Annotated in this window: 1 protein-coding gene; it reads left to right on the top strand. The window is 36.9% G+C overall.

From position 1 onward, the window contains the following. Positions 1 to 255: M3 family metallopeptidase (locus SB773_RS33170; protein WP_410594690.1), on the top strand; the 255-nt coding region annotated here is incomplete at both ends.

Below are 255 nucleotides of genomic sequence, written 5' to 3'. Positions count from 1 at the left end.
CGGAAGTTGCCTCGACTTGTAATGAAAACCTGCTGAATGATTACTTACTAAATAAAATCGAGGATGAAAAGAAGCGCATCTATTTATTGAATCATTATCTAGAAGGTTTCCGTGGAACATTGTTCCGCCAAACTATGTTTGCGGAGTTTGAACATTCCATACATTTAAAAGCTCAAAATGGGGAAGCGTTGACAGCCGATATGTTAACTAAGGAATATTATGAGCTGAACAAGAAATACTTTGGTGAGAATGTGA

This window comes from Bacillus sp. SIMBA_074 (assembly GCF_046534555.1).
GTDB lineage: Bacteria > Bacillota > Bacilli > Bacillales > Bacillaceae_G > Bacillus_A > Bacillus_A mycoides.
Note: the sequence above shows the minus strand (reverse complement) of the source record. Positions and strands in the feature narration are given on the sequence as shown.